This window comes from Myroides sp. C6-3 (assembly GCF_050522425.1).
GTDB lineage: Bacteria > Bacteroidota > Bacteroidia > Flavobacteriales > Flavobacteriaceae > Flavobacterium.
Window position 1 is genome coordinate 1 of the sequence record NZ_JBMVQP010000044.1, and the last position, 25784, is coordinate 25784.

Consider the following 25784-nt stretch of genomic DNA (forward strand, 5'->3'; position numbering starts at 1 on the left):
CGTCATGTCACCTCGACGCAGGAGAGGTCGCATCCGTCACTCACGCCCGTCATGTCACCTCGACGCAGGAGAGGTCGCATCCGTCACTCACGCCCGTCATGTCACCTCGACGCAGGAGAGGTCGCATCCGTCACTCACGCCCGTCATGTCACCTCGACGCAGGAGAGGTCGCATCCGTCACTCACGCCCGTCATGTCACCTCGACGCAGGAGAGGTCGCATCCGTCACTCACGCCCGTCATGTCACCTCGACGCAGGAGAGGTCGCATCCTCTAAATCAGGTTTCGTTTATGGAGTTCTATGCAAATACACCTACTGAGGTGGAACCTCATCGCCTCAACAAACAACAAACAAAAAAAGTAATGATTTAATTACATTTATATGCTTTGTTTTTTATAGATTTATCAAACAAATTAACCAATACTTATAAGAAATTAAATGAAGAGAATATTTGTAGTATGTGCGATAGCTGTTTTTCTAGTTTCGTGTGCGAAAAAGACAACGGATTCCAATGAGATTGAATCCAATACACCAGTCGTTGAGCAAAAGCAGGAAGAGCAAGTTGCTGAAGAACAAAAAGCACAACGATTTGACATCGAGAGTATTGCGGTGTCGAATGTGGATATTGGCGATTTTCCTTATTTTAATTTACCTACTGGATTCAGGCATTTGAACAAACCTCTACAAAGAAATTTTGACGTCTGCTTTTTTCCTATAGATGGGGTTATGACGCCTTTTGAAGGTAAATTATACAAGATTAATATCGATTCAGAACGAGGAGAGCAGTTTTCTCAACGTTTTTTTGAAAAGAGCATGGAAGATTATATGGAAAGCATTGGTGCGGTAAAAATCTTTGATGGGGAGATTACTAGAGAAGAATACGAGCGCTACAATAAGCAAGATCCAAATAAAGGAGATGAAGGAGATATCGGTTATGCTGGTCAGCATATTCGCTTTTATGTCATTCGCTCTGCAGAACAAGGCAATATTTATGTTCAATATACGGTAAATAATGCAGGAGCATCATTGAATGTATTGCAAGAAGCGAGTTTTACACAAACGATAACGAAAGTAAAAGCAGAAGATATTGCGAAAGACTTAACGACAAAAGGAAAGTCAGTACTTTATATTAATTTTGAGGTAGATAAAGCAACAATAAACAACGAGGCTTTAGCTGTAGTAAGCGAAATTACCAAAGCATTAAATACAGAATCTGCGTTAAACATCAGTATTGAAGGACACACAGATAATACGGGAGACAATCAGCACAATAAACAACTCTCTGCGAAACGTGCTGATGCGGTTAAAGAAGCTCTAGTTAAACAAGGTATAACTTCAAACCGATTATCCACTGTGGGCTATGGTGCAGACAAACCCTTAGTCGATAATACTTCAGAAGAAAATAAAGCAAAAAATAGACGCGTAGAATTAATTCGCGTTAAATAGCAAAAAAGCTCTTTTTTACCACTAGTGAAAAAGAGCTTTTTTTTTATGCTGTATAATTGGGAATCGTCCATTTAGCCATATACCAATTCACCTGATAAGGATAGGTTTCATAAGGTCAATCTCCTTCATTTGTGTTTTTTACTCACTTGGTAAAAGAAAGGAAAAAGAACTGGAAATTAGTAGAAGAGCAGCTCTATTACCGTCATTGTTCCACGTTCTAAAAGACCATTATTTATCCTATGATAAATTTAATGTGAGAGAGGTACCTTAATTTTGGCTTCGTTATTTTTAACTAAAAGACTAAAGAAATGGCGACTATAAAAGGAGTATTAGCTGAGCTTTTTCCAATGAAAACTAGACTTCGATTAGTAGGAGTGTGGTTGATTGTGGTTTTATTCCAATTTTTTGGACAAGGTATCTTGGGTGATGGGCTAACGGGAACCCTTGCGTTAGGGGTGTTTTTAGTTTTACTCTTCACCATTATTGGAGCGGCATTTGGCGTGGTTAAGGAAGCGGATGAACTGGCACATAAATTAGGTGAACCTTATGGTACGTTGATTTTGACGTTGTCTATTGTTTCTATTGAAGTGATCTTAATTGCTGCTGTGATGCTAGGTCCTGGAGAGAATCCAACCATCGGGAAAGATTCAATATTTTCAGTGATGATGATTATTATGAATTTGGTTATCGGTTTGTGTATCCTACTAGGGGGGGTAAAGTTTGGAGAACAAGAATACAATGCTCAGGGAACTTTATCTTATATGGGAATGATTATCATGCTTGGTGGTATAGGATTGTTATTGCCAAATTTCATTCAAGGAGCAGGTGGCGGTCAATTTACGACAACTCAAGCGGTTGTATTGGCTGGGTTGGTCCTTGTATTGTATGGTTTTTTCTTGCTCTTACAGATGAAGCGCTACAAGCATTTGTACATTCAACCTCAAGTAGGATATATGGAAATTCGCTTTGATCAACGAACAAAAACAGCGCAAAAAGAGGATCAAACAGATGCAAGAGAAACGGCAGTGGACAAAAGGGAAATTTTGGTGCGTACGTTGATTTTATTGGGAATGATAGTACCTATTGTTTTGCTTTCTCACAATATGGCTGTAGTAGTAGATTACGGAATTAAAGCAGCAAACTTACCTCCTTTATTAGGTGGTGTTTTGATTGCTATCATCGTATTTACGCCCGAATCCATGACGGCGGTTAAAGCGGCTTTAAACAACGAATTTCAACGGGCAATTAACCTGTGCCATGGTGCATTTGTATCTACGGTAGGGTTGACGATTCCTGCGGTATTAATCGTTGGACTCATTACGGGAAAAATGGTCTTATTCGGAATGAACCCTACGGAGATTATTCTCTTTGTTATCACGTTACTTTTGAGTTTGCTAACTTTTATGGGCAAGCGTACGACGCCCATCATGGGAATGATGCATTTAGTGCTTTTCGCTGTATTCATGCTTTTAATTTTTAATCCTTAATATAAAAACGTAAAATGGAACAAAACAAAGGACCCGTTTCACAATTTTTAGCAAGTAATTTTTTACATTTTAATGCTGCATCAACCATCGATGCTGCAAAGGGATACGAGGCGCATTTAGCTGCAGGTGGTAAGATGCTCATCTCGTTAGCGGGTGCAATGAGTACAGCCGAATTGGGTATTTCTTTAGCCGAAATGATACGCCAAGGGAAAGTGGATATCATTAGTTGTACGGGAGCTAATCTAGAGGAAGATATTATGAACCTAGTTGCTCACTCCCAGTACAAGAGAATTCCCAATTACCGAGATTTAACTCCTCAAGATGAATTGGAATTATTGAACAATAAATACAACCGAGTAACAGACACTTGCATTCCTGAAGAAGAGGCGTTTCGCAAGATTCAACACCATATAGAAAAAATATGGAAAGATGCACAAGCACAAGGGAAACGCTATTTTCCGCATGAATATATGTATCAGCTGTTGTTGAGTGGTGTTTTGGAAGAGGATTATGAAATTGATCCTAAAAACTCGTGGATGTTAGCAGCTGCAGAACGCAATTTGCCTATTGTTGTTCCGGGATGGGAAGACTCAACGATGGGCAATATTTTTGCGTCCTATATCATTAAAGGTGAACTGCAAGCGTCTACGGTAAAGAGCGGTATTGAATACATGGTTTGGTTGGCTGAGTTTTATGAGAAAAATGCAATAGATCAAGGTATTGGCTTCTTCCAAATCGGAGGGGGAATAGCGGGTGATTTCTCTATGTGTGTAGCTCCAATGCTTGTGCAAGACCTAGAAAAAGATCAGGTGCTAAAATGGAGATACTACTGTCAAATTACCGATTCTACAACGTCGTATGGATCGTACTCTGGTTGTATCCCCAATGAAAAAATTACATGGGGCAAGCTCGATGTAGATACGCCTAGTTATGTGATTGAATCAGATGCTACTATTGTAGCCCCACTAATATTTGCTTGGATCTTAGGTAAATAGTTTAATTCTTTACCAGTAGTTTGCTCGTGTTGTCAAGCTACTGGTTTTTTGTTTGTCCTTTTCTTTTTTAGCCTCATGCTGTCATATCAATAAAAAAAAGGGTACATTAGTTCTCCACGTAATAGGAGGTAAAAATCATGGCTTTAAAGATTTATCCCGAATACCCGCTTGACGAACTAGAGCAACTTCTCATCAATGGCACTAAAGTGCCTTATGGAGAATTCTTAATTTATGGCGATTTAGTTCAATCACTAACCGAAAGTGAACACGATTGGTATGTATGGTATAGTTTGAGACTGCCTTTTCACGATAATACGAGAATTCAACGCGCTAAAGCGGATGCTGAACTTGACTTTATTATCGTCTCTCGTTTTGGCATTATCGTCTTAGAAGTTAAAGGAGGGAACGTTTTTGTTGATCAAGGGCGTTTCTGTTTTAAAGATGGGGAGCATACCAAATGGTTGCCTCAAAATCCATTCGAACAAGTGAAGGGATACAAATACACGTTGATGAATAAGGTCTTTCCTAATTTTAAACACGTACAATTTTGTGAAGCCGTTGCTTTTCCAACGACAAAAATAGCTATCGAAAATACGATTTACGACAAGAACCTGATTTATAGTGATTTCACTCGTAAAAATGAGTATCAAAACATCGAGAACTTCTTATTGCACATCTACAAGTACACGCGTGAAAAATTAGAAAGCGTCCATCCAATTACGTTTAAAAAGTTGAAGAAAAGCGATTTAAACTATATCGTTAATACCTTTAGTCCCAAAGTACAAGATACCAATGTATTCGCTTCGAGAAACTCCTTTCAATGGTTAAAGGAGAGAAATTTAGATTACTTATATTCTCTAGCAGAGAATCCGAGGTTGATGATTGAAGGCTCTCCAGGAACGGGAAAGACAACGATGGCTATGGCATATGCTGAAATGCAAGTTGAACGTCAGGGGATTTACTTGTGTTGGAATTCCCTTTTATGTGTGTATAACCAACAGCGTTTTAACGAAAAAAACGTTCGAATTGACTGTATTACGTTTAAGCAGTTTATTGCAAAATATCACCCCCATATTCAAGAGAAGGAGGTCTATTACCTCAAGCCTTTACGATGTGCTAAATTGGTGCAGGAAACCTTACAGTATCTAGAAGAGCTAGAGCAATTACCAGACTATGACTACATGATTATTGATGAAGCTCAAGATCTATTTGATCGAAATTTGGCGCTGTTGATTGATAAACTCTGTGGCGACGGACAAGGATTGTCGCAAGGGAATGTGATGTTGCTGTACGATTTGGATCAAAGTTTCTCTCTTTTTGGACGTGATGTAACGGAGTATGCCTATTTCTTAAAAGATTATTTTACGCATTTCAAACTGCATAAAATCAGACGAAGTGCTCAAAAATCACAAATTCGTCAAATTGCAGAACACATTCAGGAATCACCTGAGGAATGGGAGGAACTAACGGATCATCAAGCCGAATACGACGAAATTGAACTGCGTTCGTTTGATGAGGTAGAGGCCTTGAAAGAAGCAATGAAACGCATCATCGAAAATATCAATGACCCTAGTTCTTCCTTACTGGCAGAGGATGTGATTGTGTTAGTACAAAGTAAGGTTTGGCAACGTCGAAATAATGTGGCGGATCTGATTGTTGAATTGGATATGGAAGAATTAACCCCTGAAAATTTAACGTTAAAACCCACGCGTTTACAGTTTACAACTGCCTTGAAATACAAAGGGTTAGAACGTAAAAATGTTATTCTTATCGTAGATAAACCCGATCAGTTTACTCCTTTTGAATGGTATGTTGGCTGTACAAGAGCTATTGATAATTTGAGTATTTGGCAATTGCACACCTATCAAGAACACGAAGAATAGAGGGAAAACGCCTCGAAAGGGAAAAATAAGTGCGAATAGGGTTGTTCTATTTTGATTTTTTAGCTTTTTGACGGAGGACATATAGATATAAACTCTCCGTTTTTTCTCTTGCCCAAGGTGTTTTTCTCAAAAATTTTAAGGAGGAATTGATACTGGGATCATGGGTAAAACAACGAATATTGATCTCTTTTCCCAATCCCTCAAATCCTTGGTAATAATCAACCAATTCTTCGAGTATTTCCGCTAATTTTTTGCCGTGTAAAGGATCTTTGGACGTTTGCATGGAATTTATTTTCTACAAAGATATGTTTTTTTTGGTTGAAATGGTGTGGTGTTGAGTGGAGGAACTCCGATTTTCAAATATGAGCTTTGTATGCAATCAATATTGAGCTTTATAAGCAAATTAAAAAAACAGATAACCTTTATTTTTGTTGAAAATGAATTCAATTAAAAATGAGTAAAAGCAGAAGAAAGTACAGCATAATCCTAGGTTTTTTTTCTTGGGTTTACTTTCAATGACAGGTTTATAGATGATACATCCAAAAATAGCAAAAAGCCCATTGTAAGCTAATATTTAGAAGCAAATCATAGTAAGATACGAAAAAAAAACATACAAATACCTGTTAATAATCAGGTTTTGATTCCTATAAATAGGGGAACTTTATAATAGAAAATAAAAATGCTATGAAACAAAGAGTGCCTATTTCGCAAATTATGACTAAGGTATTGATTGCTGTACCAACAACGAAAAAAATTAGTGAAGTCAATCAACTATTTAACGATTATAAAATAAGACATATTCCCGTGGTAGAAGGGGAGCAGCTAGTAGGAATCATTTCTAGTAACGATATTCTGAAAATTGGGTATAGTACAGCAGAAATGGAAGTAGAAGCAATTAATGCGATTTATGATGCCTATAAGTTGGAAGATATTATGACCGCTAATCCCGTTGTAGTGAACGACGATATAACAATTAAAGAAGTAGCCGAATTATTAGTTGAACAACAATTCCACTCTTTACCAGTGGTAGACAAAAACAACGCCTTGGTGGGAATTGTTACAACTACAGATCTCATTAATTACCTAATTGCGCAGTATTAAGCTGGTGCATGAGATTTGCTTTTTTTTTCAACCTTCTATTCTGCGGAATAGAAGGTTTTTGTTGTTTAAGAGGACACAGCAAGTGATTGTCGAATATTTTTGCTGCAGGGCAAAAATCAAAAAAACAAAGCCTTATCTTTGCAGTTCACCCAAGTTAATTGAGAATGGATTCTTTTGTAGCCTTAGATTTTGAGACTGCCAATCAACATAGAAGTAGTGTTTGCAGTGTAGGATTAGTGTTTGTAGAAAATAGACAAATTGTAGATAAGTACTATGAATTGATTAAACCCGTGCCTGATTTTTACAGCTATTGGAATACAAAAGTGCATGGGCTAACACAACGCGATACTGCTCAAGCAGAGGAGTTCCCTATCATATGGGAGTATTTGATTGAACGCATCAAAGATTTGCCTTTGGTTGCACACAATAGTGCATTCGATCAAAGTTGTTTGAAAGCGGTATTGGCTAGTTATAATTTGCCAATTCATCAAAATCCGTTTTACTGTACATTTCGCAAGTCAAAAAGTGTATTTCCCACTTTACCCAACCACAAGTTAGATACAGTATCGTCCTATTTGGGATTTCAACTTGACAATCACCACCATGCATTAGCGGATGCTGAGGCTTGTGCTCATATTGCTTTACACGTGTTTCAAGACTAGCCTTCGCCTTTTATAAGTTGGATAGGTAGAGTAAAACGGTCGTGCCTTTTCCTATCTCCGATTTTATTTGCAATTGAGCACCAATGAGTTGCGCTCTTTCTTTCATGTTCTCTAGACCTATGCCGCGATGCGCACTGTTTTTGAATCCTTTGCCATTATCTTCAATACGCAGTACAATCGTATCATCTTCCATGGTGATTTTTAATTGACATTGTGCTGCATGTGCGTGTTTGTTTACATTTTGAAAAGCTTCTTGAATGATCTGATAAATATTGACTTTTTGCATCGTACTTAGGTGCTCAAGACATATAGTCGACGCATAGGCAAGACTAAACTTCGTTTTGTTTTTGTTGGATTGCTTCTGAACTAGTTCCTCTACTAGATGTTCAAAAGACTTGTTTTGAAAGATGCTTTGTTGAGAAAAGGCATGTGAAATATCGCGAACTTTATTTTCTAGCTGCACTAATTCATCCACCAACATACCTTTGAAGGTATGATCGGCAATTTGCAAGAGTTGTGTATTAAAACGCAAGGTAAAAATACTGTTGATAATACCATCATGCAGGTCCTTAGCAATGCGATTGCGCTCTTTTAAGATTGTTTCATTTTCCAGAGTATTGTTTTCTATTAACAGATTCATGATCTGTTCATTTTTTGATTTCTCCATGTTGCTGTGCTCCAAGTCTTTGTTTTTATTTCTCAAGCGAATAAAAACCAAAAGAAAGATCAATGCACCGATAACAATAAAGGCTCCTAGATAAACGAAGTAAATGCGTTGTTTTAACGTTGCGTTTTCCTGTTCGAGTTTGAGTGTATTATACTCTATTTTGGCAAAACTCTCTAAGGTCTTTTTTTGGACCCCCTCAAGAAAGTGATTGACAGTAATGAGCTCTTGTACCAGGTGTGAAGTGTGTGCATCGCTGTGGTCTGTCAATATTTTCTCAATGATTTCACGTTTATAGCTGTAAAACTTGTTTTTTTCAGAAAGATCATACGCGTTTTCTAACCAGTCTAAGGCTAATTCTTTTTGCCCTTGTTCTAGGTAAACGGTGGATATAATCATCGAAATATCAATCGCGTAAAAATAGTGCTTGAGTTCGGAATAAATTCGATAGGATTCCATCAAGCGCTCAATGGTTTTATTATCTTTCTTTTGTTCGTATAAAGCTAAGTAGTAGGTTCGGTTTAAGTGTGCATACACTTGGATGTAATGTGGAGACTTAGCATAATACGCTAAGCCGAGTAAAGCGTATTTTTCCGCTTCTTCATACTGGCCCGAATCGTGATAATTCATTCCTATATTTCCCAATAAGTTAGCCATAGCGATGTTGTAGGTATCATAAGGCAAAACGCTGTATGTTCCCTCGTCTTCTTGGAGGGACTGGTAGGTTTCAAGCAGTATTTTTAAAGCGGCTTCGTGTTCACTATAATGATTGAGATAAAAAGCCTTGAGTTGATTCGCTTCAATTAAAATAGGGGTATTGAGGTTGTTGGGAAATAGCTTTAAGGCCTGATATAATTTTACTTCAGACTCTTTATCTAATCCAACCTCATAGAGTAAACGTGCTTGGTAATAGCTATTTTCGGCTAAAGCTAAACTGTCATTTATTCTTTTATACAGTTGTTCTGCCTTTAAATAGTAATGATACACACTGTCTAGTTGTTGATTGTCGTGATAAAAAACAGCGGTTTTTTCATAGAGCTGTGCCAATCTGTTTTGATCGTGTTTCTTTTTGGCATCTCGTATGGCGATATCCGTTAAAGCAAAAAACGCTTTAGGGCTACTCGTATAGCGCAAATAGTTGAGAATACTATCGATATAATCTTGATGTTTGACTGTATTGGTGAGTTGTTGAATCTTGATGATATCGGCTTCATACGTTTTAAAAAGACTGTCTTTTTCTTCTGGTGTTCGCTTGATAGCATATAAATTTCCAAGATCTGTTTGATGTAGAGTTTGCTTGTATTGACAGCTAGTTAAACAAAGAGAAAGGAGAAATAGAACAAAAAATACGTTGAAAAATGGGGTCTTTATGGAACGCATATATGTGAATGTTTGTTGTTGTATGAGCTAAGCTTTAGGTAATTGGATCGAAACCGTCGTGGATTCACCTAGTTTGGAAGCAATCGTTAAGCGTCCTTGATGAATATTGATGATTTTGAAAGCAAGAGATAACCCCAAGCCTGTACCTTGTATCGAAAAAGCATTAGAAGAGCGATAGAAGGGTAACGTTAGCTTCTCCATATCCTCTGGTTTGATCCCAATACCATAATCCTTTACCTCAATCCCAATGGTTGTTGGCGTACTAGTTAAGGTTAAGTCAATAGTCTGATTGAATGAGAATTTATCTGCATTGAGGATGATATTGGATACCGCTAGACTAAGGAGTTGCTGATTAGCTTTGAGATGTAATTTATGCAGTTCTTCTGTGGTTTGAACGACAAAGTTTAGTTTTAAATTCTTGTGATGTAACATTAAATTATCAATAGTTTGCCACCAAAAAGTTTCAAAATCTAAGGGAGATAAATCATAATTTACTTGATCTAGTTTAGCTAAGGTTAGTAAATTGTTAATGATTTGATCCGTGTAAATGGTATCTTGAATAATCGCTTGCAAGGCTTGTTGATAAACTTCTGCTGTTCGCTCTTGCGTTAGGGTAATTTCCGCCGTTCCCAATACAGCAGCGATAGGCGTTTTTAATTCGTGAGAGGCATGAGCAACAAAGGCTTTTTGGCTCTCAAAAGATTCGTGTAAACGTTCAAATAAAAGGTTGATGGTTTCACTCAAAGAACGGATTTCGTCCTTAGACATTTCAGCTGTAGAAATAGGTTCAGCAAGTGTATCTACGTTTCGCGTTTGTACGTGTTGAATGATTTTTTTAATGGGATGAAGGAAGGATTCAGCAAATAAACGAGATAAAATAAACGTAATTAACAAGGCAATCAATAAGCTGATTAACATAATAGATCTCAGCTGTTTGAGTGCATCTAATCCTGTTTGATCCACCGCCTTTGCCATAACGATATAATCTCCAGAATTGTCTTTATACAAGATTCCGAAAATATACTCATCACCGTGCTTAAACCAGACGCTATTTTCTTCAACAACTGCCTGAAGTATAGCTTTATCCCATTTTAAGTCTCCTTCAGCAATGAAAATTGGATTGAAATCTAGGGTGTAGATTCGGATTTGCTCTTTGGGTAGGGTACGGGGAAACTTGCGTAAAACTTCTTGGAACTCAGCGTATGTAAAATTGTCTTCAGCTAGGTAATTATGCCCAACAATATAGGCCCTATCTTCTAGTTGTTTAAAAAAATTCTTCTGCCAATGATCCGCTACCACAAAATAAATAGCCACTAATACAATAGAAATCAAGAAGGTAAATAAACCTAAAAATTGAAGGGATAGTCGAGTTCTAATTTTCATTCAAAAGTCTTTTTGCTGTCTACCTCATTGCAGAATAAACAGGTCTAAAGTAAGAATTAATCCTTAAAGAGCAATTGTTTTCTAAGGGTTTCTCCTAATTTGCTGTGTTAGACAGATTTTTTTTTTACTGTTAGTAGGATATGAGAATTGGCATTCGCTAAAACAAAAAAAGCCAAAGAAAAATGCTTTTCTTCGGCTTGCTATATGCGGTATATTTTTTTTATTTCTTGATGCGAACTTCTTGTGCTTCGTATTCATCCTGACCAGCAGTGTAGATTTTGAATTTTACTTCAAATTCTTCTGGAACGTAAATTACAATTGGCATTCTACCGTTGTAACGCGTAGTTTCAGGTTGACTCGATACGAATAAGTTTCTCTTTGGAGCGTCTGGACATGCCATTTGCGTAGAGAAAACATCTCCTTTTGATTGGAATACATAGTAATCATATCCCCAACCTTGTAAGTCTTTTTTCTCTAGTTTACCCATTAATCCAAAACTGTTACAACCATCAACTTCCATCATTTTACCAATTGTAAACTCAATTTTTTTGTTGTCATCTAGTTTAGAGTGTGGAACTTCGATCACCATTTGTTTATATCCTTTCTCCGGTTTAGGAAAAATAGATACATCTACTTTTTGTGCCATACTAGCTGTTGTTAAACTTAAAAAAACACCTAAAAATCCGATTAATTTGTTCATATATTTTTTTTATTAAGAATTAGTGTAACAAAGTTAGAAATTAATTTACGAACAGGTGAATATTTAATAAAACATTATCGTTTGATTAATGCGTTTTAACGACGGAGTTTGCTGCTTTTAGAATAGAGAAACAAAATGGCGCTGTACAAAAAAAAGAATACCTACTTTAATCGAGAATTTCACTTCTTTTCTCTCTCTCCTTTTTACTTTATTAACTAATATAATTCCATATACTCGTATTTTGATTCAAGCGATGTAGTTTTTCTTTAATCTTGCTGTTGTTTGGATTTTCTAGCGTAGGATCATCTTTAAGTAACTGGATGGCTTGATGTCTAGCGTAGTGTAATATTTCCTGATCTTGCACGATATCTGCAATTTTAAGGGGGAGTGTACCACTTTGCTGTGTACCCATAATATTACCTGGACCGCGAAGCTTTAGATCCACCTCTGATATTTCAAATCCATCATTGGTTCGACACATGGTTTCCATTCGGATTTTACTGTCATTACTCAATTTATCGCCTGTCATGAGAATACAGAAGCTCTGTTCAGCACCTCGTCCTACACGACCTCTCAGCTGGTGTAATTGAGACAGTCCAAAGCGTTCTGCACTTTCAATAATCATCACAGAAGCGTTGGGTACATTAACCCCAACTTCGATGACCGTTGTAGCAACCATAATATTGGTTTCGCCTTTGGCAAAGCGATCCATTTCTTTGTCTTTTTCAGCGGGAGTCATCTGACCATGTACGATACTTACGCTGTATTGAGGTAGAGGAAAATCCCTAGAAATCCCTTCATAACCTTCCATTAAGTTTTTGTAATCGAGGGTTTCACTTTCTTCAATTAGCGGATAAACAATATAGACCTGTCTGCCTTTGGCAATTTCTTGTTTAATGAAATGCCAAACGGCTAGGCGTTTGCCCTCAAAATAATGCATGGTTTGGATGGGTTTACGCCCCGGAGGCAATTCGTCAATCACCGAAATATCGAGATCGCCATACAAGCTCATCGCGAGCGTACGGGGAATAGGCGTGGCAGTCATCACGAGAATATGAGGCGGAATGGTATTTTTCTTCCATAGTTTAGCGCGTTGTTCCACACCAAAACGATGTTGTTCATCAATAATGGCTAACCCCAAATTTTTGAAGATTACCTTGTCTTCAAATAGCGCATGCGTTCCGATGAGAATCTGCAAGCTACCTTCTTCCAAGGTTTGGTGAATAACTCTTCGTTCGGCTGTTTTGGTTGAACCTGTAAGTAACTTAACCTCAATACCCAGAGGAGCAGCTAGCTCCGAAATACCAACAAAGTGTTGGGTAGCTAAAATTTCAGTAGGTGCAACAATACACGCCTGAAAACCATTGTCTAAAGCAAACAACGTACTGATAAATGCTACGATGGTTTTACCCGAACCCACATCGCCTTGTAACAGGCGGTTCATTTGAGCTGGGGCTCCTACGTCATTGCGTATTTCCTTGATTACCCTTTTCTGCGCATTGGTTAACGGAAAGGGAAGGTGATCGTTGTAAAAGCGATTGAAATAGTCCCCAACTTGCGTAAAGGGAAAACCTTGAATCTTGCCTTTTCGCGCTATGTTTTTGATGAGAAGTTGCATCTGAATGTAAAACAACTCTTCAAACTTTAGTCGAAATTGCGCTTTGTTTAATTCCGTTGGATTTTTGGGAAAGTGAATGTTCACCATCGCTTGATTCATTGGCATGAGTCCCAATTTGACACGCAATTCATCTGGAAGTGAATCACGGAACAACGGATAGGTTTCTTGTACCAATTGATGCATGAGCTTATTCATGGCCTTATTGGTAATACGAGCGCCTAATTTTTCTGTAGACGGATAGACAGCTTGCATGGTTGAAGCCAAGTTATTCTGGTGTTCTTCCACCGTTTCCATTTCTGGATGGGGCATAGAATACACATAGTTAAAGTGATTTAACTTGCCAAAAATAACGTAAGGGGTGTTGAGTTTTAGATTGTCTTTGATCCATTTAAAACCCTGAAACCACACAATCTCCAATTGACCTGTACCATCGGTAAAGGTGGCAACTAATCGTTTTCCTCTTTTTTGTTCTACCGTTTTGAGGTGGATAATTTTTCCCACCAATTGAACTTCCGCTAATGTTGTCGTTAGCTCGTTGATCTTGTAATAACGCGTGCGATCAATATATCGGTTGGGATAAAGATGCAACAAATCACTGTACTTAAAAATGCCTAGTTCTTTTTTGAGCAGGTCACCACGTTGAGGACCAACTCCTTTCAAGTATTCAATAGGGGTATCAAGTAAGTTATTGTACATGCTAAATCTAAATCTAATTAAAAAACCTAAGATAAGGGTTTTTGATGGAATGAACCTTGTTCTTTTGAGAGAAACCTTCGCAATATTTAGCTGCTATTTTGGGTTTTGATTAAGTTTTTATTTGCTTATATTTAACAAATATATATATACACCTTAGATGAAAGTGATTCCCTTACTTGTAGTTTTATTGTTGTTGACGTCTTGTGCAACAATATTCAATAAAGATGATCAGAAGATCTACTTTTATACGGCTACCAATAAAGAGTCTTTAAAGGTAAAAGATTCGATATATTCTTTACCTGCAAAGATGAGGGTGATGCGATCCAAGGACGATTTGAAAGTAACGTTGATCAACGACACGTTAACCAAAGAATTCACGGTATTGTCTGAAACAGATCCCCTGTACTTTTTGGGAAATGTTGTCATGCCTATAGGGTATTTGATCGATGAGAATAGTAGTCGACGCTATATATATAAAGACAGAATTTACTTGAGTTTTTTAAACGAAAGTCAAACTGTAGGTTCGGGCGCTGCTATCTATCAACGCAAACAAAAGCTAGAACGCAGTTTGAACAACGCAAAAGGAGATCTTTTCTTGTATTTGACCTATTCGCCATTGAACTATTTGGCGTTTGATATGCCAAAATATGACTCTACTAGGGACAATTTTGGTACGTGGTTGATGGATATTGGAGCCACCTATTACTATGCAGATAAGCGTTTCATTCAGGTTGGAGTAGGGATGAAAACCAGTGGGCATCTTGTGCCAATTGAATATCGAGCCATTTTGTTATCTAGCAGTTTACAGGTTTTAAATTTTCACGAGATTAACCGTTTGAATCTAGGGTATGGATTGTTTGTGAGTGATCAATTTTATCGCGAGGAAGAAGCCCCAGAAAATCCTCGTGATAGCAATATTATTCATAGGGATAGTCAAACTGCGATGGGAATTTCCTTGGCTGCGCATTTTAAAGTTTCCAATACTTTTTCGATAGGATTAGGTTATCAAAGCAATGTATATCGTTTGAGTAGTCCGAGTAAATTCAACAACGGCCATGTAGTGAGTGTTGAATTAACGCAGCGCATTCGATTGAGTAAGAAAAAGTCGACCTTTAAATAAGAACAGATTTTTAATAAGATAACGAAATACATGAGCAAAAACGGTTAAAATGTCGTATTTTAGAAGAGGACTTAACGTAGGTTAAGTGTTGAGGTAGAAAAAGAGAAGTATCTTTACCTTACAAAAATGAACGTTTAAAACCAAGCTTATTATGTCAAATGTAGATTTAGTTATTGAAGAAAGAGCGGCGAGTATTGGTAATTTTCTAGTGGGAAGATTACTGCCTTTTCGTCAAAAGAGAACCGTTGGACCTTTTGCCTTTATTGATCATATGGGCCCTGTTGCTGTGAAGGAGCACGATAATTTAGATGTAGATCCTCACCCACATATCGGTTTATCAACCTTGACGTATTTGTTTGAGGGATCAATCATGCATAGAGATAGCTTAGGTAGTCATGTTGAAATTACCCCTGGGGCAGTCAATTGGATGACGGCAGGACGCGGTGTGGTTCATTCAGAACGCATGCCCGTAAATATCCGCCAAGAGAGACCCGATACCGTTTTACATGGTTTACAGATTTGGATAGCTTTACCTAAAGAATTAGAAGAAGTAGAGCCTTCTTTTGTTCATATCGAGGCAGAAGCCTTGCCAAGTTGGACGGAAAATGGGGTTGAATACAAACTAATTGCCGGAAAAGCTTTAGGATATGAGTCTCCTGTTCCTGTTCACAGTCCTCTTTATTACATTGAGATCAAGAGTAAAGAAGCCGCTAAAATTAATATTGGTGCGGGGCTATTCGGAGAAGCTGCGATGTATATTCTCGAAGGAGAGGTAAAAAGTGGTGAACATACCTATGGGAATAAAAATATCCTAATTTCTAACGATAGCACCTTATGTGAGTTTGAAATGGCTCCGAATACAACGGTGTATATTTTTGGAGGGGATGCGCTACCTGAAGAGCGGTACATTCTTTGGAATTTCGTATCCCATGATGTAGATCGCCTGGAAAAAGCCAAACAAGATTGGATTGATCAAAATTATGAGGCGTTTCCTCTTATTGAAGGGGATGACAAGAGCTATGTTCCTTTTCCAGAAGGGATGAAAAATTTCAGAAATAAAACAAACGAAAATAAGAACGTATAACGATGGAAGTAAAAGTAACAGCCACTTTAGGCAACACCTTATATCAGACTGAAGTCAACACGGATAAACACCGTATTATAAGTGATGAACCTGTCGATTTAGGAGGTGGAGATACAGGGATGAATCCTTTTGAGTTGTTGGCTTCTGCTTTAGCCACTTGTACAGCAGCAACGTTGCGCATGTACATGAATCGAAAACAATGGGAAGCAGATCAAATCATTGTTTGGGTAGAAATGAGGGAAGATAAAACCAACAAGGTGACGAATTTTAAACGCGAAATTCAGTTTGTAGGCGGTTCACTCGATGAAGAGCAGAAAAAACGCCTGTTGATTATTGCAGAGAAATGTCCCGTTCACAAAGTAATAACCGGAAATGTTGCTATTGCAACAAGCATCAATAACTAAGAGATATGGAAATTAAACACGAACAAAGTGAAAGTAAAGGCGCTTTTTCCGCGTGGATAGATGGAAAAAAAGCTGGTGAAATGACTTATAGCGTAGCAGGAACGGCTATGATTATTGTTGATTCCACTCATGTAGATGAGGCTTTTAAAGGACAAGGAGTAGGGGGAGAACTCCTAAACAATGGGGTTATACCTTTTGCTAAAGAAAAAAAAGTCAAGATCATGCCGTTGTGTCCGTTTGTAAAAGCACAGTTTGATAGACATCCAGCATGGGCCTCTATGCGGGCATAAAAAACAGGAAGTACTAGTAATAATTGAAAGAAAAGACTTAGTAGATAAAATAAGGAGGCAAGGCATTCCTTAGTCTGCTAAGTTTTTTTACCTTTGTGCCTAAGTTTAACTGCTATAAATATTGCTTTATGAATGAACAAACATCATTTGGTTTACTTTCAACAATAGAAGTTCCTTTCGCTATTCAAGCGATGGGCAGTTGTTGGTCTAAGAAGGGCTTATTGTTAGCAAACTACGTATTTACAGATGCAGAAGATCCAACATCTTTTGAATTAGTTTATACGTTGGTAGATGAAGAAGGGAATAAAAGAGAATTAGTGGAGTCAGAAGGCGTTTTACCGACGTTGTTTTTAAATCCAGGAGCAACCAATTTCGTTGCGGTAATAGATGACAAAGACGAAAGTGAGGCTCGACAAATTTTACCCGTTTTTAAACGCAATATTGGGGAGCAGTTTAACTTTGATAAGGATTTAGCAGGTCGATTTATCGGTTGTACCAAAGCATCTACCATTTTTTATGAAGTGGATATTTGGAAAGAAAGCAAACAAGATGTTATGACCTGTTTTACTTTTAACGAAAATGATATCGTAGGTGGGAAGCAGATTACCGTACCCATGCCTAAAGGGAATAAGGTTTGCGTTCAAAATGGAGAAATCCACCTCATTACAGAGGTAGAGTCTGGATGGTTGCACCGCCAAATTAATGAAAGTGGACAGGAAGTGCGCAGTCGCGTTCTCGAATTTGACTTCCCTTTTGTACACGAAGCACTGTGCTTGTCTTTTGATCAAAAGTCGTACTTATTATGTGAGGAAAATGGAGAAATTGGACTCGTTGAAATTGATGAAGAAGGCAATTGTCTCTATGGTGAATTATACAACTTAGGGGATGAGTTCTTTGGAACGTGGCACCCACAACATTTAGATGAGGAGACCAGTGCGGTTCAGTTTACAACCGAACACGGCAATGGTTGGCTCGTTATACGCAATGACCACTTGGTAGAATTGGTGTATAACAAGAATAAAACAGGCTATAAGAATTTGCTTTCGGGAGAGGTGTTTACTTTAGAAACCAATGATCTAGCCGTATCGTCAATCAGTCCGATCACAGCAGATAAAATTGGAATTGTTTTCCATCCTCGAAAATCGCGAAAAGAAAAATACCAAAAAGTCTATGTCTTGCAACATGGGTTGTAATTGGTTAACGGTTAACAGTTAACAGTTAACAGTTGACAGTTGACAGTTGACAGTTAACCGATAACCGATAACCGATATAAGAAAAGCCATTCCTTTGTAGGGATGGCTTTTTTGTTTTGATCTCATCGTCTCATCAACTCATCTTTCCTACAAACCAAGGTTGATCCATCCTCAAATGACTGTATAGCTATAGTAAGACTAGACGGTCTTTCTTTTGGATGAGTCCATAGTGAGTCCATAGTGAGTCCATAGTGAGTCCATTAAAATGATACTTTTTAATAGACGCACTATGGACGCATTATGTAGGCATGTTAGATTCACCTCGAAGGAGAGCTAACTATGGTCCTTGTCTGTGTGGAATAATCGGTAATCAGTTGATTATTCTTAGCTAAGATTTCCCTTGTTTAAATAGAAATCCAACCTCGTCAAAGAGCAAGACTCGTGATGTTGTAGGTTGTTCACAACGGATAACACAGGATGAACGATCAACTCCCTCATAAAAAACAGTTAACTTTTCTTTTTTTCTTCTCAATTCTTCTATTTTTGGGAGCTAGAGAAAAAAACAAGGACAAAGTATGAGTATAAGTTTAGCTACGTGGAATGTAGATCCAGAGATTTTCCGAATTGGTGATTTTGCTGTTCGTTACTACGGTGTATTTTTCGCCATTGGAATGATCCTCAGTTATCAATTCATGAAGCGAATTTTTGGAAGAGAGCAAGTGGAAATCAAGTATTTGGACAAGCTTCTGATATACATTGCGATCGGTACTGTAGCGGGTGCTCGTTTGGGTCATTGTTTGTTTTACGATTTTGCTTACTATTCTCAACATCCAGTAGAAATCATCCTGCCTATTGCAAAAGTAGACGGAAGTTATCACTTCGTGGGCTTTATGGGATTGGCGAGTCACGGAGGGGCAATAGGTGTATTAGTCAGCTTGGCTTTGTTCTGCAAAAAATACAAGGTAAACTTACTAAAATTGTTAGATCGGTTGGTCATTGCCATTCCCATTACAGGTGCTTTTATTCGTTTTGGAAACTTTATGAATTCTGAAATTTATGGGAAACCTACAGATTCTATCTTTGGTATTGTCTTTTTGAGAGACGACACCTTAGTTCGACACCCCACCCAATTGTACGAGGCTTTTGCTTATTTGGCAGTCACTGTGATCCTTTATGTTTTGTATCAAAAGAAATATGGAGGATATAAAGGGTTGCTGTTCGGTCTTTTCTTGCTCCTGATGTTTACGGCTCGTTTTATATTAGAGTACTTTAAAGAAGATCAAGTGGATTTTGAAAAGGGAATGTTGCTCAATATGGGACAACTTCTCAGTATTCCTTTTATGGTTGTAGGGCTTGCTTTAGTAATTTGGAGTTTGCGAAAACCCCAAGACAATTCAAACTTAGTAATCGGCGATTCGACTAAAACCGTTGAGGATAAACAACGTACGGAGTAATCATACAGAGAAAAAACCTTTTGGCATTTGGGCAAAAGGTTTTTTTTTATACTCCTATTACTTAATGTAGGTTAAGCCTTCGATTGGGGTAGATGTTGTACTTTTATAGTGTATTAAAAAACAGGAAGTTATGGAAATAGGAATCAGCATGTTTGGGGATTTGCGTTTGGATCAACAAACGAATACCTATCAAGCGCCCCAACAACGAGTAAGCGAATTAATCGAGGAAGTTAAATTGATGGATGAGGTGGGACTAGATGTTTTTGGGATTGGTGAGCATCACCGTCCTGATTATGCTGTTTCTACACCCGAAATTATCTTAGCTGCCGCCGCAAGTGTGACAAAAAATATTAAACTGACCAGTGCGGTAACTGTGTTGAGTTCAAGTGATCCCGTTCGCGTGTATCAATCTTTTTCAACCATCGACTTGTTGTCCAAAGGAAGAGCTGAAATTACGGTTGGACGCGGTAGTTTTATCGAATCCTTTCCTCTGTTTGGTTATAATTTAGAGGATTATAGCGAATTGTTTACGGAAAAGCTCAATCTATTATTGAATATCAATGCAAGTGAAGAACCACTAACTTGGACAGGTAAACACCGTGCTTCGTTGCAAGCGCAGCAAGTGTTTCCACGTGCGGAAAAGCCATTAGACGTTTGGATTGCGGCGGGTGGAACTCCAGAGTCTGTATTGCGAGCTGCTAAATTGGGATTGCCCTTGGTTTTTGCCATCATTGGAGGAATGCCAGAGCAGTACAAACCTTTCTTTGATTATTATAAGGCAGAGTATTTAGCGGCAGGACATGATCCTAAAGCGATGCAAATTGCTACACATTCTCACGGATTACTTGGGGCAGATGGAAACGCTTTGTCTAAAGCGTACTTTGACTTGTACAAGGGACAAATGGATCGCATCGGCTCATCAAGAGGCTGGCAACCGTATACGTATGAACAATATGAAGGAGGAAGAAGTAGAGAGGGGGCTTTGTTTATTGGCGATGTCAATCAAGTGGTGGATAAGATCTTATACCACCAAGAGATGTTTGGTTTGACACGCTGGTTGATGCACATGGATTTAGGTGCGCCAGATCATCAAACCTTGATGAAATCGATTGAATTATTAGGTACAAAAGTAGCCCCAGCGGTTAAAAAAGCACTGCAACAATAAGAAAAATCCCCACTAAATAGTTAAATTTGTTTTTTATAAATTTTTGGTTCAAAGAGATTGGAGAGATCCAATCTCTTTTTGCTGTTTAAAATGGGAAGTAAGGGTGTATATAGAAACAGAACGCTTGCTGTTCAGAGCGTATAAGCAAACAGATTTAGTCGACTTTATTCGCTTAAATAGCGATCCAGTAGTGATGCGCTATTTTTTGAATACTAAAACAGCAGCAGAATCGGAGGAAATGATGCTCAAACTACAAGATAAGCTTGAAGCAGATGGCTATGGAGTCTTCGCAGTAGAGGAGAAGAGCACGCAAAAGTTTATTGGATTTATAGGGTTCAATCGATTTGAATTTGATGCTGATTTCGCTCCGGCAATCGAGGTTCTTTGGCGTTTATTACCCGAGTTTTGGAATAAGGGATATGCTACAGAAGGAGCAAAGGCTTGTTTGCAATTTGCCAGTGAAAAGTTGGGGTTAGCACGCGTGTATGCTTTTACAACGCTACCCAATATTCCTTCAGAGCAAGTAATGCTCAAAAGCGGAATGACTTATGTTAAAAATTTTAATCATCCTTTAGTTCCCTTGGATCATCCCTTGCTGGAACATAAACTCTATGTGAAAGAGTGGAAGTAGAAAACATAAAAAAAAGAGCACCTTACGTGCTCTTTTTTCGTATTGCATACTAAATTATGCTTTCGTTTTTGAAATTTCTTTTACTAAGATATAACGAACTGAAGGTGCATCAGCAGGTGGATTTGGAACATCTTCTCTGCGTACTTCTAATTTGTAATTATATCCTTCTTCGTACTCAAATCCTTCAATAGAAGTGTAGAATAACGTCCACTCGCCATCTTCAGTTTCTTTTACTTGTAGACATTTCATTGGTCCAACTCCTGTACAATCTACTTTTTTAGGCCCGATAAACATCGTTACGATATCCTCTGTTTCTTTTGTTTCAGGTGTAGCTGTTTGATCTAGTGTTTCTTCTACACTAACTTCTTCTACAGCTCCTTCTTTTTGTTCTTTTGTGCCTTGACAACTTGCAAAAGCAAACATACCAACTAAACTAGCAATTAAAAGTGTTCTTTTCATGAATTTAAATTTTGATAGTAAAATTACGTATAATTAAGTAGTTAAGTTAATTTTTTTAGTTAATAATATGGTAAAAAGGGGGTGGTGGGTGCTTGATTTTGTATTTTGTCTTTCTTGTTTTGAGGTAAACTGCAAGCTTGTGCTTAGATTATTAAAACCACGAGGAACTGCCGTTTACTTTGAAGTGTCAAAAAGTATTTAACCTACTAAAATATTAGTTTTATTACTTATATTTGCGTTTATTTTAAAACTTAAAAAAACCGTATTAAAATCAAGATAATGAGTTTAGACGAAAAATTTCACGATGAAATGGGAGACAACCACATTGCTTCTAGCGATGCGACTCCATTAAGAAGTGATGCGTTTGATCGCACAGACGAGGAAAAGATTGAGTCAATTAAAAAAGACGTTGAGAATATTTTAAACACACTGGGGTTAGATCTAACAGATGACAGCTTAAAAGGGACACCAAATCGCGTGGCTAAGATGTTTGTAAAAGAGATTTTTGGGGGATTAAATCCAGCGAAAAAACCGAGTTCATCTACGTTTGACAATAAGTATAAATACAATGAAATGCTAGTTGAAAAAAACATTGTTGTTTATTCGACTTGTGAGCATCATTTATTACCTATCGTAGGACGTGCACACGTCGCTTATATCTCTAATGGAACTGTAGTTGGTTTGTCAAAAATGAACCGTATCGTTGATTTTTACGCCAAAAGACCTCAAGTTCAAGAGCGTTTAACGATTCAGATTGTCAATGAATTAAAACGCGTATTAAACACGGAAGATGTTGCTTGTGTTATGGATGCAAAGCACTTATGTGTAAATTCACGTGGAATTAAAGACATCGAAAGTAGTACTGTTACCGCAGAATTCGGTGGGCGTTTCCAAGAGGAAAGCGTAAGAAAAGAATTCTTAGATTATATTAAATTAGACACACAGTTCTAGTTTACAACGATTAAATCATGACTATGGCATTATATCAAGAACAACAATTAAAAGTTTACAACTCTCTTTCAGGAGAAAAAGAAGTTTTCGTACCTATTCACACGGGTAAAGTAGGAATGTATGTTTGTGGACCAACGGTTTACAGCAATGTGCATTTGGGGAACTGTAGAACTTTTATCTCTTTTGACTTGGTATTCCGCTATTTAAAACACTTAGGGTACCAAGTGCGTTATGTGCGTAATATTACGGATGTTGGACATCTGGTAGACGATGCAGATGAGGGAGAGGACAAGATTGCCAAGCGCGCGCGTATGGAGCAAATTGAACCGATGGAAATCGTGCAAAAATACACGGTGAATTTTCACAATATCCTCAAACAATTCAACAACCTACCACCGAGTATTGAACCAACGGCAACGGGACATATCATTGAACAAATTGCCATTATTCAGGGGATTATCGACAACGGTTTTGCTTATGAGGTTAATGGTTCGGTATACTTCGATGTAGAAAAGTACAATACACAACACCACTACGGAATTCTAAGTGGACGTAAAATTGAAGATTTATTGTCAAATACGCGAGATTTAGACGGACAATCGGACAAACGTAATCCCTTGGATTTTGCGCTTTGGAAAAATGCAGAAGCACAACATATTATGCGTTGGCCTTCTCCTTGGGGAGATGGTTTTCCAGGCTGGCACTTAGAGTGTACAGCGATGAGTACGAAATATTTGGGGAATCACTTTGATATTCACGGTGGAGGAATGGATTTGAAATTCCCACACCACGAATGTGAGATTGCTCAAAATGAAGCTTGTACGGGAAATACACCCGTAAACGTTTGGATGCATGCGAATATGTTGACGCTTAACGGCAAAAAGATGGCTAAATCAACGGGAAATAATATTTTACCGAATGAACTCTTCTCTGGGGAGAATGCAATTTTGAGTAAAGCATTTGCTCCTGCTGTGGTTCGCTTCTTTATGTTGCAAGCACATTACAGAAGTGTATTGGATTTCTCTGATGAAGCGATCTTGGCTTCTGAACGCGGGTTTAATCGCTTAATGGAAGCCATTAAACACATGGAAGAATTGCCTGTTTCTACTGAATCAACCGTGGATATCCAGGCTTGGAAACAACAGTGTTATGATGCCATGAATGACGACTTTAACAGTCCGATTTTAATTTCTCATCTATTCGAAGGGGTACGCCTTGTTAACGTGATTAAAGAAGGACAAGAAAAAATAAGCGCGGCTGATTTAGCTTTGTTTCTCTCGTTAATGCACGCTTTTGTATTTGATGTATTGGGATTAGAATCGACCAATATGATGGCAGCAAACAACGACAAATTAGAAGGTGTTGTTAGTATGTTGATTCAAATGCGAAATGAGGCGAGAGCCAATAAAGATTTTGCTATGTCCGATCACATTCGCGATGAACTAGCCCAATTGGGAATCCAATTAAAAGACGGAAAAGAGGGAACATCCTTTTCTTTATAAAATGTATAAAAGCTATAGGAATTCTCTTATAGCTTTTTTTATTAATTTCATGACCTATGTTGCGAAAAATACTCATCGCTCCTTTTATCTTACTGGTGCGCTTTTATCAAGGCGGTATATCTCCTTTCTTTCCGCCAACCTGCCGCTATACGCCAACCTGTTCGCATTATACGATCGAGGCACTACAAAAGCATGGACTGTTCAAAGGGGGATGGCTCGCTATTAAGCGAATCGGAAGCTGTGGCCCTTGGGGTGGAAAAGGATATGATCCCGTACCTTAATGCTTTTTTTACGGTAGATTGTTAAATAATTTTTCTATTTTTACGTATTCACTAAAGCGGAATACCGCACTAATAATATAACAAATTCGATTAGTATGATTTGGAATCCTTCGGAAGGTTTTGATTTAGGTTTTATGCAATTGCGCTACTACAGCTTGATGTTTGTAGTTGCTTTTGGTTTAGGTTGGTTCGTTATGAAAAAAATATACGACCGCGAAGGATTGAGTGTAGAAAAACTAGATAAGCTATTTATATATACGGTATTAGCAACCTTGATTGGTGCGCGTTTAGGGCATGTATTTTTCTACGATTGGGATTATTTCAAAGATCACTTACTCGAGATTATTTTACCTATTCGCTTTTCGCCAAAATTTGAAATTGTTGGTTTCAGTGGTTTAGCGAGTCATGGTGCAGCCATTGGTATTATCGTAACGATGTATTACTACAGTAAAAATGTGATTCAAAAACCAATTTTATGGATTTTAGACCGCGTGGTTATTCCCGTGACACTAGGAGGGATCTTCGTTCGCTTAGGAAACTTCTTTAACTCTGAAATCGTTGGACATGAAACAACAAGCGCCTTGGGAATTCGCTTTATTCGCGATCGTTTTACGCCACGTGAGGCGATGGAGGTTACAGGGATGAATGATTACAATGCTGCATATGATGCGATTCAACACAATCCGCAATTTGCACATGCATTAGCTGAGGTATTGCCCAAACACCCAACGCAATTGTACGAAGCTTTTGGCTATGTATTTGTGTTTTTAATTCTCTACTTTATGTATTGGAAAACAGATGCTCGCAAGTATGGAGGATATATCTTCGGTGTGTTCTTAGTATTGCTGTGGATGGTGCGTTTCATCGTAGAGTTTGTAAAGGGAAGCCAAGGTGGATTTGAAGAGACATTGGGTCTTTTATCAACAGGGCAGTGGTTGAGTATTCCGTTTATCCTCGCAGGAGTTTACTTGTGGGCAACGGCAAAAAAGAGAATTTACGCGTAATTATTTCACGCAAACAGATAGTAAATAGCACTTCTTACCAAGAGAAGTGCTATTTTTTTTAGGTTGTAATTCGGTTGTTCTAAATCACTTACCTTTTGAAGTGGAAAAAAGCATGAAATTTATGGTCTTATTATTTGTCAAAGTCCCTAAATACACTATATTTGCACTCGCAATACAGAAGTAAAGCAGACTACTGGAGAAATGGCAGAGTGGTCGATTGCGGCAGTCTTGA

At 38.0% G+C, this 25784-nt stretch carries 24 protein-coding genes; 18 read left to right on the forward strand and 6 right to left on the reverse strand.

What is annotated here, in order from left to right; translation table 11 throughout:
- The first annotated feature begins 437 nt into the window (after window positions 1-437).
- The 4 genes from ACPDG9_RS14595 to ACPDG9_RS14610 all read left to right on the forward strand — a co-directional run bounded on the left by ACPDG9_RS14595 (window position 438) and on the right by ACPDG9_RS14610 (window position 5810).
- Window positions 438-1445, forward strand: a complete 1008-nt coding sequence (locus tag ACPDG9_RS14595; RefSeq protein ID WP_430528454.1) for an OmpA family protein — start codon at window positions 438-440, stop codon at window positions 1443-1445.
- Window positions 1446-1753: 308 nt separating this feature from the next.
- Window positions 1754-2932 carry a calcium:proton antiporter gene (locus tag ACPDG9_RS14600; RefSeq protein ID WP_430528455.1) on the forward strand — a complete coding sequence of 393 codons (1179 nt, stop codon included), beginning with the start codon at window positions 1754-1756 and terminating at the stop codon, window positions 2930-2932.
- A gap of 14 nt (window positions 2933-2946) precedes the next feature.
- Window positions 2947-3927, forward strand: a complete 981-nt coding sequence (locus ACPDG9_RS14605; protein WP_430528456.1) for a deoxyhypusine synthase family protein — start codon at window positions 2947-2949, stop codon at window positions 3925-3927.
- 137 nt (window positions 3928-4064) lie between these two features.
- Window positions 4065-5810, forward strand: coding sequence for an NERD domain-containing protein (locus ACPDG9_RS14610; protein ID WP_430528457.1), 1746 nt, complete (start codon window positions 4065-4067; stop codon window positions 5808-5810).
- A 46-nt stretch (window positions 5811-5856) separates the two neighbouring features.
- On the opposite strand, the gene ACPDG9_RS14615 is transcribed toward ACPDG9_RS14610, so the two are convergent.
- Window positions 5857-6093 carry a VF530 family DNA-binding protein gene (locus tag ACPDG9_RS14615; RefSeq protein WP_430528458.1) on the reverse strand — a complete coding sequence of 79 codons (237 nt, stop codon included), beginning with the start codon at window positions 6091-6093 and terminating at the stop codon, window positions 5857-5859.
- 401 nt (window positions 6094-6494) lie between these two features.
- On the opposite strand from ACPDG9_RS14615, the gene ACPDG9_RS14620 reads away from it, so the two are divergent.
- Both ACPDG9_RS14620 and ACPDG9_RS14625 read left to right on the forward strand, forming a co-directional pair.
- Window positions 6495-6911: a CBS domain-containing protein gene (locus ACPDG9_RS14620; RefSeq protein WP_430528459.1), complete on the forward strand. Its 417-nt coding sequence runs from the start codon at window positions 6495-6497 to the stop codon at window positions 6909-6911.
- A 164-nt stretch (window positions 6912-7075) separates the two neighbouring features.
- A complete protein-coding gene (locus tag ACPDG9_RS14625; protein ID WP_430528460.1) occupies window positions 7076-7573 on the forward strand; it encodes a 3'-5' exonuclease in 498 nt (165 codons plus the stop codon).
- A 10-nt stretch (window positions 7574-7583) separates the two neighbouring features.
- Here the strand turns inward: ACPDG9_RS14625 and ACPDG9_RS14630 are convergent, their stop codons facing one another.
- The 4 genes from ACPDG9_RS14630 to recG all read right to left on the reverse strand — a co-directional run bounded on the left by ACPDG9_RS14630 (window position 7584) and on the right by recG (window position 14014).
- A complete protein-coding gene (locus tag ACPDG9_RS14630) occupies window positions 7584-9617 on the reverse strand; it encodes an ATP-binding protein (RefSeq protein WP_430528461.1) in 2034 nt (677 codons plus the stop codon).
- 27 nt (window positions 9618-9644) lie between these two features.
- A complete protein-coding gene (locus tag ACPDG9_RS14635; protein ID WP_430528462.1) occupies window positions 9645-11000 on the reverse strand; it encodes a sensor histidine kinase in 1356 nt (451 codons plus the stop codon).
- A gap of 220 nt (window positions 11001-11220) precedes the next feature.
- Window positions 11221-11700 (reverse strand): ecotin, encoded by a 480-nt coding sequence (locus ACPDG9_RS14640; RefSeq protein ID WP_430528463.1) that lies wholly within the window; start codon window positions 11698-11700, stop codon window positions 11221-11223.
- 211 nt (window positions 11701-11911) lie between these two features.
- Window positions 11912-14014: an ATP-dependent DNA helicase RecG gene (gene recG, locus ACPDG9_RS14645; RefSeq protein WP_430528464.1), complete on the reverse strand. Its 2103-nt coding sequence runs from the start codon at window positions 14012-14014 to the stop codon at window positions 11912-11914.
- A 157-nt stretch (window positions 14015-14171) separates the two neighbouring features.
- Between recG and ACPDG9_RS14650 the strand changes: the two genes are divergently transcribed.
- The 8 genes from ACPDG9_RS14650 (at window position 14172) to ACPDG9_RS14685 (ending at window position 21355) form a co-directional block, all read left to right on the forward strand.
- Window positions 14172-15134, forward strand: a complete 963-nt coding sequence (locus tag ACPDG9_RS14650; protein WP_430528465.1) for a hypothetical protein — start codon at window positions 14172-14174, stop codon at window positions 15132-15134.
- 151 nt (window positions 15135-15285) lie between these two features.
- Window positions 15286-16218: a pirin family protein gene (locus ACPDG9_RS14655; RefSeq protein ID WP_430528466.1), complete on the forward strand. Its 933-nt coding sequence runs from the start codon at window positions 15286-15288 to the stop codon at window positions 16216-16218.
- A 2-nt stretch (window positions 16219-16220) separates the two neighbouring features.
- A complete protein-coding gene (locus tag ACPDG9_RS14660; RefSeq protein ID WP_430528467.1) occupies window positions 16221-16622 on the forward strand; it encodes an OsmC family protein in 402 nt (133 codons plus the stop codon).
- Between the two features lie 5 nt (window positions 16623-16627).
- Window positions 16628-16912 (forward strand): GNAT family N-acetyltransferase, encoded by a 285-nt coding sequence (locus tag ACPDG9_RS14665; protein WP_430528468.1) that lies wholly within the window; start codon window positions 16628-16630, stop codon window positions 16910-16912.
- A gap of 128 nt (window positions 16913-17040) precedes the next feature.
- The gene (locus ACPDG9_RS14670; RefSeq protein WP_430528469.1) at window positions 17041-18105 is read left to right on the forward strand and encodes a hypothetical protein; all 1065 of its coding nucleotides are present in this window, start codon (window positions 17041-17043) and stop codon (window positions 18103-18105) included.
- Between the two features lie 575 nt (window positions 18106-18680).
- Complete coding sequence (gene lgt / locus ACPDG9_RS14675) at window positions 18681-19559, forward strand: prolipoprotein diacylglyceryl transferase (RefSeq protein ID WP_430528470.1); 879 nt, start codon at window positions 18681-18683, stop codon at window positions 19557-19559.
- A gap of 130 nt (window positions 19560-19689) precedes the next feature.
- Window positions 19690-20724 carry an LLM class flavin-dependent oxidoreductase gene (locus tag ACPDG9_RS14680; protein ID WP_430528471.1) on the forward strand — a complete coding sequence of 345 codons (1035 nt, stop codon included), beginning with the start codon at window positions 19690-19692 and terminating at the stop codon, window positions 20722-20724.
- A 43-nt stretch (window positions 20725-20767) separates the two neighbouring features.
- Window positions 20768-21355: a GNAT family N-acetyltransferase gene (locus tag ACPDG9_RS14685; RefSeq protein WP_430528472.1), complete on the forward strand. Its 588-nt coding sequence runs from the start codon at window positions 20768-20770 to the stop codon at window positions 21353-21355.
- 54 nt (window positions 21356-21409) lie between these two features.
- Here the strand turns inward: ACPDG9_RS14685 and ACPDG9_RS14690 are convergent, their stop codons facing one another.
- Window positions 21410-21814: a DUF4377 domain-containing protein gene (locus ACPDG9_RS14690; protein WP_430528473.1), complete on the reverse strand. Its 405-nt coding sequence runs from the start codon at window positions 21812-21814 to the stop codon at window positions 21410-21412.
- A gap of 279 nt (window positions 21815-22093) precedes the next feature.
- On the opposite strand from ACPDG9_RS14690, the gene folE reads away from it, so the two are divergent.
- The 4 genes from folE (at window position 22094) to lgt (ACPDG9_RS14710) (ending at window position 25552) form a co-directional block, all read left to right on the forward strand.
- Complete coding sequence (folE, locus tag ACPDG9_RS14695; protein ID WP_430528474.1) at window positions 22094-22765, forward strand: GTP cyclohydrolase I FolE; 672 nt, start codon at window positions 22094-22096, stop codon at window positions 22763-22765.
- A 23-nt stretch (window positions 22766-22788) separates the two neighbouring features.
- Entirely contained in the window at window positions 22789-24267 is a 1479-nt protein-coding gene (gene cysS, locus ACPDG9_RS14700; RefSeq protein ID WP_430528475.1) for a cysteine--tRNA ligase, read from the forward strand.
- 56 nt (window positions 24268-24323) lie between these two features.
- Complete coding sequence (yidD, locus tag ACPDG9_RS14705; protein ID WP_430528476.1) at window positions 24324-24548, forward strand: membrane protein insertion efficiency factor YidD; 225 nt, start codon at window positions 24324-24326, stop codon at window positions 24546-24548.
- Window positions 24549-24643: 95 nt separating this feature from the next.
- On the forward strand, window positions 24644-25552 hold the full coding sequence (gene lgt / locus ACPDG9_RS14710) for a prolipoprotein diacylglyceryl transferase (RefSeq protein ID WP_430528477.1): 909 nt from the start codon (window positions 24644-24646) through the stop codon (window positions 25550-25552).
- Window positions 25553-25784 lie beyond the last annotated feature (232 nt).

Excerpts from the sequence above, each read along its gene's own strand:
- folE (WP_430528474.1), top strand. The coding sequence starts at position 22,094 with ATGAGTTTAGACGAAAAATTTCACGATGAAATGGGAGACAACCACATT.
- ACPDG9_RS14655 (WP_430528466.1), top strand. The coding sequence starts at position 15,286 with ATGTCAAATGTAGATTTAGTTATTGAAGAAAGAGCGGCGAGTATTGGT.
- ACPDG9_RS14670 (WP_430528469.1), top strand. The coding sequence starts at position 17,041 with ATGAATGAACAAACATCATTTGGTTTACTTTCAACAATAGAAGTTCCT.
- ACPDG9_RS14615 (WP_430528458.1), bottom strand. The coding sequence starts at position 6,093 with ATGCAAACGTCCAAAGATCCTTTACACGGCAAAAAATTAGCGGAAATA.
- ACPDG9_RS14650 (WP_430528465.1), top strand. The coding sequence starts at position 14,172 with ATGAAAGTGATTCCCTTACTTGTAGTTTTATTGTTGTTGACGTCTTGT.
- ACPDG9_RS14620 (WP_430528459.1), top strand. The coding sequence starts at position 6,495 with ATGAAACAAAGAGTGCCTATTTCGCAAATTATGACTAAGGTATTGATT.
- ACPDG9_RS14630 (WP_430528461.1), bottom strand. The coding sequence starts at position 9,617 with ATGCGTTCCATAAAGACCCCATTTTTCAACGTATTTTTTGTTCTATTT.
- ACPDG9_RS14610 (WP_430528457.1), top strand. The coding sequence starts at position 4,065 with ATGGCTTTAAAGATTTATCCCGAATACCCGCTTGACGAACTAGAGCAA.
- cysS (WP_430528475.1), top strand. The coding sequence starts at position 22,789 with ATGGCATTATATCAAGAACAACAATTAAAAGTTTACAACTCTCTTTCA.
- ACPDG9_RS14690 (WP_430528473.1), bottom strand. The coding sequence starts at position 21,814 with ATGAAAAGAACACTTTTAATTGCTAGTTTAGTTGGTATGTTTGCTTTT.
- recG (WP_430528464.1), bottom strand. The coding sequence starts at position 14,014 with ATGTACAATAACTTACTTGATACCCCTATTGAATACTTGAAAGGAGTT.
- ACPDG9_RS14595 (WP_430528454.1), top strand. The coding sequence starts at position 438 with ATGAAGAGAATATTTGTAGTATGTGCGATAGCTGTTTTTCTAGTTTCG.
- lgt (WP_430528470.1), top strand. The coding sequence starts at position 18,681 with ATGAGTATAAGTTTAGCTACGTGGAATGTAGATCCAGAGATTTTCCGA.
- lgt (WP_430528477.1), top strand. The coding sequence starts at position 24,644 with ATGATTTGGAATCCTTCGGAAGGTTTTGATTTAGGTTTTATGCAATTG.
- ACPDG9_RS14635 (WP_430528462.1), bottom strand. The coding sequence starts at position 11,000 with ATGAAAATTAGAACTCGACTATCCCTTCAATTTTTAGGTTTATTTACC.
- ACPDG9_RS14605 (WP_430528456.1), top strand. The coding sequence starts at position 2,947 with ATGGAACAAAACAAAGGACCCGTTTCACAATTTTTAGCAAGTAATTTT.
- ACPDG9_RS14640 (WP_430528463.1), bottom strand. The coding sequence starts at position 11,700 with ATGAACAAATTAATCGGATTTTTAGGTGTTTTTTTAAGTTTAACAACA.
- yidD (WP_430528476.1), top strand. The coding sequence starts at position 24,324 with ATGTTGCGAAAAATACTCATCGCTCCTTTTATCTTACTGGTGCGCTTT.
- ACPDG9_RS14665 (WP_430528468.1), top strand. The coding sequence starts at position 16,628 with ATGGAAATTAAACACGAACAAAGTGAAAGTAAAGGCGCTTTTTCCGCG.
- ACPDG9_RS14660 (WP_430528467.1), top strand. The coding sequence starts at position 16,221 with ATGGAAGTAAAAGTAACAGCCACTTTAGGCAACACCTTATATCAGACT.
- ACPDG9_RS14625 (WP_430528460.1), top strand. The coding sequence starts at position 7,076 with ATGGATTCTTTTGTAGCCTTAGATTTTGAGACTGCCAATCAACATAGA.
- ACPDG9_RS14600 (WP_430528455.1), top strand. The coding sequence starts at position 1,754 with ATGGCGACTATAAAAGGAGTATTAGCTGAGCTTTTTCCAATGAAAACT.
- ACPDG9_RS14680 (WP_430528471.1), top strand. The coding sequence starts at position 19,690 with ATGGAAATAGGAATCAGCATGTTTGGGGATTTGCGTTTGGATCAACAA.